An 8,212-nucleotide genomic window follows, 5' to 3' on the forward strand; every position below is an offset into this window, starting at 1 on the left:
CCTACATACAGAAATAGGCCGGTTCGCAAAAAATACAAACTTTATTATAGAAATATCACGAAAGGATTATTTGATATGGACAAAGAAACGATCATCATTGCATCTGAAGATGTGGAAATAATTGATGCATCTGAATATAAAGAAGAACTATCGGAACATTTTGGGCGAGTTCCAGAGGTGGCGAAACCTCTGCTCAAAGGAGTAAAGACAGTTTTTTCCCAAATAGAGAAGTCATTATATACTGCACCGGCCTTTATTAACGCCGTTAAAGCGGCAGTGCCGGATGTGACATTGCAGGCGATGCTGACAGATGAGCAGAAGCAGCAGATTGCAAAAGGAGCCCTTAAGTTAATGACGAAAAAAGATGGCTCGCTCATGGCAAACCTTATTAGCCCTGAGACAAAGAAAATTGTGGCTACCCACAACCACCCTGAGGGCATCAAAGGCGCGTAGGCCACGGCGGCAGCGATTTTTCTGGCCCGTACCGGCCACAGCAAGCCGGAAATCAAACAGTATGTGGAGCAGACCTTCGGTTATGACCTGAACCGTACCTGCGATGAAATTCGGCCGACCTATCATCATGTGGAGACCTGTCAGGAAACTGTGCCGGAAGCAATCATTGCTTTTCTGGAAAGCGTCAGTTTTGAGGATGCACTTCGCAATGCAGTTTCTCTGGGCGGCGACAGCGACACCCTTGCCTGCATCACCGGCGGCATTGCCGAAGCTTTTTACGGGATGCCGCAGGAACTGCGGGACGAGACTCTGAAACGTCTACCGGAGGATATCCGGGAAGCATATGAACTGTTGTGCTTTATGATTGCTAAGATGATATAAAATTCGATGATGCGACTGAATTTTGAAAAGATTGCATAGGATTTTATAAAAGTATTATTCTTTTATGAATTTTAGCAATCTTCTATTGACACTGCTAATGAACAGTGCTATAACAGTGGCGTGCTCAGGAGGAAGGGCAAAAGGAGAGCCGCTAGGCTCCCCGGAAAGCCTTTCCGAGTGGACGCTTCAGATTTTTTGCCCCGACCCGAACGCCGGGATTGGAGGAATGATTTATGCTTATGCCGACTGTTTTCCATGAAAACCTGTTCGATGATTTCTTCGATCCGTTCTGGAATGACGCTGCACTGGAACGTATGATGAACCGTGAGGCTCGTGATACCTTTGGTAAGCGTGGTGCAAACATGATGAAGACCGATGTCAAACAGACGGACAATGGCTACGAAGTAGCTGTTGACCTGCCGGGCTGCAAGAAGGAAGACGTTCAGATGGATCTGAACGACGGCTACCTGACCATTCAGGCAGTGCGCAGCCACAGCAACGATGAAAAGGATAAGAAGGGCCGCTATCTGCGGCGCGAATCCTTCTCCGGCACCTGCGCGCGCAGTTTCTACGTGGGCGATGTGAAGAAGGAAGACATCCACGCAAAGTTCGAGGATGGCGTCCTGCACGTCGAGCTGCCTGCTCCTCAGCAGACGAAGGCTTTGCCTGAGAACCCGAACCTGATCGAGATCGAGTAAAACGCCGGTCGTGTGCGCCAAAGCACAACGCACATAAGATGCCCCCGGAGAGCCGCAACAAGCCCTCCGGGGGCATTTTTGTTTCGCTATCTTTTCCGCAAGGGAAAAACATGGTATACTGAGAACAGCAACTTCAGAATTTATGGAGGTACTTCACTATCCTGTGAGCCGGGTGAGCGGCTGACTTTTGCGGTATACTCCGTTCGGAAAGATCAAAGCGCATGGAGGTAAAAAGCATGCTGACCTATACCTATGTTTCAAAGGGGACGTTTGCCCTGATGGAAAAACCAAAGCCGGTGCTGCAGCACGAGCGGGACGCCATTGTAAAGGTGACCCTTGCCAGTATCTGCTCCAGCGATCTGCACATCAAGCATGGCAGCGTGCCCCGGGCGGTGCCCGGCATCACCGTAGGGCACGAGATGGTGGGCATCGTAGAAGAAGTGGGCAGTGCGGTGACCAATGTGAAACCCGGCGACCGGGTGACGGTGAACGTGGAGACCTTCTGCGGAGAGTGCTTTTTCTGCAAAAAAGGCTTTGTGAACAACTGCACCGATCAAAACGGCGGCTGGGCGCTGGGCTGCCGCATCGACGGCGGGCAGGCCGAGTATGTCCGGGTGCCCTTTGCGGATCAGGGACTGAACAAGATCCCGGACGGCGTTACCGACCGGCAGGCGCTGCTGGTGGGCGATGTGCTGGCCACCGGCTTTTGGGCGGCACGCATCTCGGAGATCACCCCCGAGGATACCGTGCTGATCCTCGGTGCAGGGCCGACCGGCATCTGCACGCTGCTGTGCGTCATGCTGCACAGCCCCAAGCGCATCATCGTGTGCGAAAAGGACGAGAACCGGTTGCAGTTCATCCGTCAGCACTACCCGCAGGTGCTCACGGTGCAGCCGGAGGACTGCGCCGCCTTTGTGCGCGTCAACAGCGACCACGGCGGGGCAGATGTGGTGCTGGAAGTGGCAGGGGCAGACTCCACCTTCCGGCTGGCATGGGAGTGTGCACGGCCCAACGCCGTTGTGACGGTGGTGGCGCTGTACGATAAGGCACAGACCCTGCCGCTACCGGAAATGTACGGCAAAAACCTCACCTTCAAGACCGGCGGCGTGGACGGCTGCGATTGTGAAGAAACGCTGCGTCTCATCGCAGAAGGCAAGATCGATACCGAACCGCTCATCACCCACACCTACCCTCTGCGCCGGATCGCAGAGGGCTACGAGCTGTTTGAAAAGAAACGGGACGGCGTGATCAAGGTGGCAGTGGAGTGCTGACGGTCTGCGCCAAGACACAACGCACATAAAGTGGCCCCGGAGAGCTGTAACAAGCCCTCCGGGGCCATTTTTGTTTCCCGACATCTTTTCCGTGGCGGCAAGGCGTGGTAGAATAATGGCAGAACCAATCCACAGGTGAGAAAATCGAACTTCAGAGAGAGGAGATTTTTCTATGCAGTCTGATGAGCTGAAACGCCGGATCTCGGCAGGCAGAGGAGATGCTCTGGCCGATCTGGTTTTGAGAAATGCCAGAATCGTCAATGTGTTTACCGATGAGATCGACACCGCTGACATTGCCATCAGCGGAAATTCGATCGTGGGTGTGGGTGCGTATCACGGCCGGAAAGAAGTTGATCTGCACGGCAAATATGTCTGCCCGGGCCTGATCGATGGGCATATCCACATCGAAAGCTCCATGCTCTGTGGTCCGGCTTTCGAGCAGGCAGTGCTGCCCCACGGTACCACTGCGGTGGTCACAGACCCACACGAGATCTCGAATGTTGCGGGGCTGGAAGGCTTGGATTTTATGCTGGAAACGACAAAAAATCTGACCCTTTCGGTTTATTTCATGCTGCCCTCCTGTGTTCCGGCCACGGATCTGGATGAATCCGGTGCAGTGCTGAACGCAGAACAGCTCCGGCCTTACTACGGCGATCCCCGTGTGCTGGGGCTTGCGGAACTGATGAATGCCTACGGAACGGTGCGCTGTGACCCGAAGATCCTGCAGAAGATCCGCGACTGCACCGAAGCGGGAAAGATCGTGGATGGCCATGCACCGCTCTTGAGCGATAAGGACCTGAATGCTTATATTGCGGCAGGCGTTCAGTCCGATCACGAGTGCTCCAACATTGAGGAAGCCATGGAAAAATTCCGGCTCGGACAATATATCATGATCCGGGAAGGAACGGCTGCCAAAAATATGGAGGCCCTGATGCCGCTGTTCCGGGAGCCCTATTGCAGCCGCTGCATGCTGGTGACGGATGATAAGCACCCCGGTGACCTGCTGGACAGCGGACACATCGATTCCAACATCCGCAAAGCGATCCGGCTGGGCGCAGACCCAGCAGTGGCCGTCAAAATGGCAACGCTGGTCCCGGCACAGTATTTTGGATTAAAGCAGCACGGTGCCGTGGCACCGGGGTATGCTGCCGACCTCATTGTAGTATCGGATTTTGAATCCTTTACGGTCGAACAGGTTTACAAGAACGGCACGCTGGTGGCAGAACACGGAAGGGTGCAGAAACCCGCATCGCTTGAAATCGACCGTGTGAGATTTTCCCACGTTATGGATTCCCTTGATCTGGATGAGATCACACTGCAGGACCTGGAACTTCGGGAAAGCGGGGAGCAGGAGCGTGTCATCTGCCTGAACCGGGGCGAGCTGCTTACGGAGGAAAAAATCATCCCGTTCCAACGGCATCCGGGCAAAGCTCCCGGTGTGGACCCGGAACACAACATCGTAAAACTGGCCGTTTTTGAGCGGCATCATCACTCCGGCCATGTGGGCATTGGCTTTTTAGGAAACTTCAGCCTGAAATGCGGAGCCGTTGCATCGAGCATCGCACATGATTCCCATAACCTGATTGTGGCAGGGGACAACGATACCGATATGATGCTGGCCGGCAACACCGTGCGGAAAAACAAAGGCGGACTTGCGTTTGTGGCAGATGGACAGGTCGTGGCAGAACTTGCGCTTCCGGTGGCCGGATTGATGAGCACCGAAAGCGCAGAGAGCGTTGCGGCGAAAATGCAGGCGCTGAACGATGCCCTCAAGGCACATGGTGTAGCGGAAGATGTCGGCATCTTTATGACCCTCGCCTTCGTCAGCCTTCCGGTCATTCCAAAACTCAGACTGAATACATACGGCATCATCGATGTAGCGCAGCAGAAAGTCGTTCCGGCTGTTTTTTAATAGGCGATAACAAAAATACTGCCGGAGATCGACCTGAATGGTCCGTCTCCGGCAACAGAACAGTTCGTTCCTACTCTTAGAAGCGAGCTACATCAAGAGAAAAATTGACGGAAATTCTTATTTGATAAATCGGAATTTGCTACGTTGGTTCATCAAGTACTCATCGTCCAACTTTTTGCATAGGAGGTTCACCATGCTGGAACGATTCTTCAAGTCACAGGTAGCAACGGTTTCGGATTCAACCTATTGCCACCGTATTACAGATGCTTTGACAGCGGCTGGAATCAAATGCTATTGCAAAACCAAAGATGTGAATCAGCGAAGTGTTTTTGACGCAACACGGATGCGAGCACAAATCGGGACTTTTGGAATAAAGCCTCAGTATATTACAGAGATTTTTGTAGACAAAGAAAATGCAGAACTCGCTTCTCATATCATTCATACCCTGTAAAATTCGCGTTTGTGGAAGTTATAAAGGGGTGCATCATGGAAATCGAGTATAAACAAACAAAAGATTTCACGGCCGATGAATTGCAGAAACTGTTTTTATCCGTTCACTGGGAATCCGGCAATTATCCCGAAAAACTTGTCCGTGCGATGCACAATTCCACACGAGTTATTTCTGCGTGGGATGGTGATAAGCTGGTTGGGCTGGTTCGCGCGCTTGATGATGGAGAAACAGTCGCATTTTTGCATTATCTTTTGGTGGACCCTGCTTATCAGGGACAGTACATTGGAGATGAGCTGATGAAACGGATCATGAGTTTCTATCAAAATCTTCTGTATGTGAAAGTTATGCCGTCTGATCCTAAAACGATCCCATTTTATGAGCGATATGGCTTTCAACAATATGATAATTACTCTGCAATGGTGCGAAAGCACTTTTTGTGAGTTGGTATGATGGATCGATTTGCAGCTAGCAAGGAAACCGTAAGGAGTACAGAGCATGGATGCAAACTGTACCAGTAAAAGAAGGAAAGTCAAGAGTATGGAAACGGTATACATTGCAGGCGGGTGCCTTTGGGGCGTCCAGCATTTTTTTGACACGGTGCCCGGTGTACGGACGACCGAAGCCGGGAGAGCCAACGGAACAACAAACACGCTGGACGGCCCGTATGATGGATACGCAGAGTGCGTTAAAGTGGTCTTTGATGAGAAATGTACCAGTGTTACAGAGCTTATGGAGCATCTGTTTGAAATCATCGACCCGTACAGCCTGAACAAACAGGGCGTTGATGTTGGAAAAAAGTATCGCACGGGGCTTTACAGCACAAATCCCGGACATCTGGAAGAAGCAAGAGCCTTTATTGACAGCCGGAAGGACCGGGATAAAATCGTTGTGGAAGTGCTGCCGCTGACGAATTACGTCCGGAGTGCAGAGGAGCATCAGCACCATCTGGAGCGGTACCCGGAAGATTGCAGCTACTGTCATATCCCGGATGAAGTCTTAAACAAATACAGGAATCAGTAAGCAAAGGAAAAACGAAAATGCGGGGATTGGGAACGATCATCAATGCGCTGGCCATTGTGATAGGCGGTGTGCTGGGTATTTTGTTCAAACGCTTTCTGAAAGAGCGCTATCAGGATACAATCATCAAAGCCACGGGCTTTTCCGTGGTGTTTCTGGGAGCGGCGGGAACGCTCTCCAAGATACTGACGGTTAGGCCGGACGGAACTTTGAGCACCGGTGGCTCTATGGTCATGATTCTATCGCTGGCGTTGGGTGCGCTGCTGGGTGAACTTATTGATCTGGATGCACAGTTTGAACGCTTTGGCGAGTGGCTCAAACACAAGACTGGCAGTGACGGGGATTTTATGAACCGGAACTTGACGAGGAGTGTGATTGTATGAAAAAGAAGCTATCTGTTATAGCTGCAATCATCTTGGTTCTTGCGATATGTGTATCGGCGTGGTTTTATGGATACTACAATCACAAAAGCAACGACAATCTTCCCACTCTGGCGGCAATCGCAGAAATGAGTGAAGCCGATGTTAATAGCCTTTTGCCTGGGTATCATATTGACCAGCTTAGAGAGGTATGGGGGAAGCCTGATACCAGTGAAAACGGCACAGCATGTTGGAAAATAGGAAATGATACCATTCTCGTTGTGAGTTATAAAAATAATGGTATAGTTGCGATTTGTGGTCTTAAAGACGATAGAGGTACCTCCATAGGAGAATAACAAATTCGCGTTTGTGGAGCGAAGCGGAACAATGAAAGCCCCAGTGGGGCTTTTAAGCGACCGAACGGTCTTGCGTAGCAAGATGGAGGGGCCTCGCCCCGACAAGTTCGCGTTTATCAAGGTGAACATTTAAGTATTAAAAACGGGAGTGAAAACAAATGATGACCATTGCACAGATCATGGAAAAGATGATCGCCTTTTCCGAAGGGAATATCCATGACATCACGCACCTGAGCTGCGTGTGGACCTATGCCAAAACCATTGGTGAGCTGGAGGGGCTGGACGCAGACACGCAGTTTATTCTGGAGGTGGCGGCCATCACCCACGATATCGCCTGCCCGCTCTGCCGCAAAAAGTACGGCAACACCAATGGTAAATATCAGGAGCAGGAGGGTGCCCCGCTGGTGCGGGAGTTCTTGGCGGATACCGGCATGACAGCAGAACAGATCGACCGGGTGGCCTATCTGGTAGGGCACCACCATAGTCCGGCGCAGATCGACGGCATTGACTATCAGATTCTGATTGAGGCAGATTATATCGTCAATGCGTCCGAAAGCGGGTACGACCAGCAGGCAATCCGAACCTTTATGGAACATACGATGAAGACGGCAGCAGGTATCCGGCTGACGAAAACAGTGTTTGGAGTGTAAAAATGATTCAGAAGCATTGCTTTGAATGCGGTACGGCATTGATTGAAAAAGAACTGGAAGAAGAGGGCATTGTGCCTTATTGCCCGAAATGCCAGCAATATCGGTTCCCGATGTACAATGTGGCAGTCAGCATGATTGTTGTGGATGAGGAAACCGGGAAAATTCTGCTCATCCAGCAGTACGGCAAGCCCTCTTATATTCTGGTGGCTGGATATGTGAACCGCGGTGAGGCAGAAGAACACGCCGTGGTGCGGGAAGTCCGGGAAGAGACCGGGTTGGAAGTAGAGCACCTCCGGTTCAACCGTACTAAGTTTTTTGAGCCATCCAATACGCTGATGTGCAACTTTACGGCTTTCGTCAGAACCGCAAAGGCGCTGCATATCAACCACGAAGTGGAACGCTGCAAGTGGTTCACCCCGCAGGAAGCCAGAGAAAACATCCGTCCCAACAGCCTTGCAGCGGAATTTTTGAATGCGTATCTGGACGAAGTGGGGAATAAGCCGATGGAGATGTGATTCGTGGCTGTGCCACGGGAATTTTGACGGAAAGTATGGAAAAAAAGTTGGTTCGGCCTGTTTCGGTTGACTTTTTTATAAAGAATCGATATATTGATAATATATAGTATCAATAAGTATCAACTGCGAGGTGGACAGAATGGATGGGG

12 protein-coding genes are annotated in these 8,212 nt (G+C 51.1%); all 12 read left to right on the top strand.

Annotation, left to right across the window (positions count from 1 at the left end; all coding sequences use genetic code 11):
- Positions 1-453 (top strand): hypothetical protein (locus tag ACT8X9_RS11765; RefSeq protein ID WP_444269111.1); only part of this gene is annotated, 453 nt, incomplete at its 5' end.
- A gap of 63 nt (positions 454-516) precedes the next feature.
- Positions 517-834 carry an ADP-ribosylglycohydrolase family protein gene (locus ACT8X9_RS11770; RefSeq protein ID WP_411703485.1) on the top strand — a complete coding sequence of 106 codons (318 nt, stop codon included), beginning with the start codon at positions 517-519 and terminating at the stop codon, positions 832-834.
- Between the two features lie 233 nt (positions 835-1,067).
- On the top strand, positions 1,068-1,532 hold the full coding sequence (locus ACT8X9_RS11775; protein ID WP_005932430.1) for an Hsp20/alpha crystallin family protein: 465 nt from the start codon (positions 1,068-1,070) through the stop codon (positions 1,530-1,532).
- 236 nt (positions 1,533-1,768) lie between these two features.
- A complete protein-coding gene (locus ACT8X9_RS11780; RefSeq protein WP_444269112.1) occupies positions 1,769-2,803 on the top strand; it encodes an alcohol dehydrogenase in 1,035 nt (344 codons plus the stop codon).
- A gap of 172 nt (positions 2,804-2,975) precedes the next feature.
- Positions 2,976-4,715: an adenine deaminase gene (gene ade, locus ACT8X9_RS11785; RefSeq protein WP_444269113.1), complete on the top strand. Its 1,740-nt coding sequence runs from the start codon at positions 2,976-2,978 to the stop codon at positions 4,713-4,715.
- 193 nt (positions 4,716-4,908) lie between these two features.
- Positions 4,909-5,166, top strand: a complete 258-nt coding sequence (locus ACT8X9_RS11790; RefSeq protein ID WP_158394718.1) for a hypothetical protein — start codon at positions 4,909-4,911, stop codon at positions 5,164-5,166.
- A gap of 35 nt (positions 5,167-5,201) precedes the next feature.
- Entirely contained in the window at positions 5,202-5,606 is a 405-nt protein-coding gene (locus ACT8X9_RS11795) for a GNAT family N-acetyltransferase (protein ID WP_227621721.1), read from the top strand.
- A 97-nt stretch (positions 5,607-5,703) separates the two neighbouring features.
- Entirely contained in the window at positions 5,704-6,186 is a 483-nt protein-coding gene (locus ACT8X9_RS11800) for a peptide-methionine (S)-S-oxide reductase (RefSeq protein ID WP_097774964.1), read from the top strand.
- 26 nt (positions 6,187-6,212) lie between these two features.
- Complete coding sequence (locus ACT8X9_RS11805; protein WP_444269114.1) at positions 6,213-6,566, top strand: DUF554 family protein; 354 nt, start codon at positions 6,213-6,215, stop codon at positions 6,564-6,566.
- The gene (locus tag ACT8X9_RS11810; protein ID WP_444269115.1) at positions 6,563-6,898 is read left to right on the top strand and encodes a hypothetical protein; all 336 of its coding nucleotides are present in this window, start codon (positions 6,563-6,565) and stop codon (positions 6,896-6,898) included. Before ACT8X9_RS11805 ends, ACT8X9_RS11810 begins: the two co-directional genes overlap by 4 nt.
- 158 nt (positions 6,899-7,056) lie before the next feature.
- On the top strand, positions 7,057-7,548 hold the full coding sequence (locus ACT8X9_RS11815) for an HD domain-containing protein (protein ID WP_005922554.1): 492 nt from the start codon (positions 7,057-7,059) through the stop codon (positions 7,546-7,548).
- A 2-nt stretch (positions 7,549-7,550) separates the two neighbouring features.
- Positions 7,551-8,063, top strand: a complete 513-nt coding sequence (locus ACT8X9_RS11820) for an NAD(+) diphosphatase (protein ID WP_444269116.1) — start codon at positions 7,551-7,553, stop codon at positions 8,061-8,063.
- Positions 8,064-8,212: the final 149 nt, after the last annotated feature.

This window comes from Faecalibacterium sp., from assembly GCF_052358865.1.
Taxonomy (GTDB): Bacteria; Bacillota; Clostridia; order Oscillospirales; family Ruminococcaceae; genus Faecalibacterium; species Faecalibacterium butyricigenerans.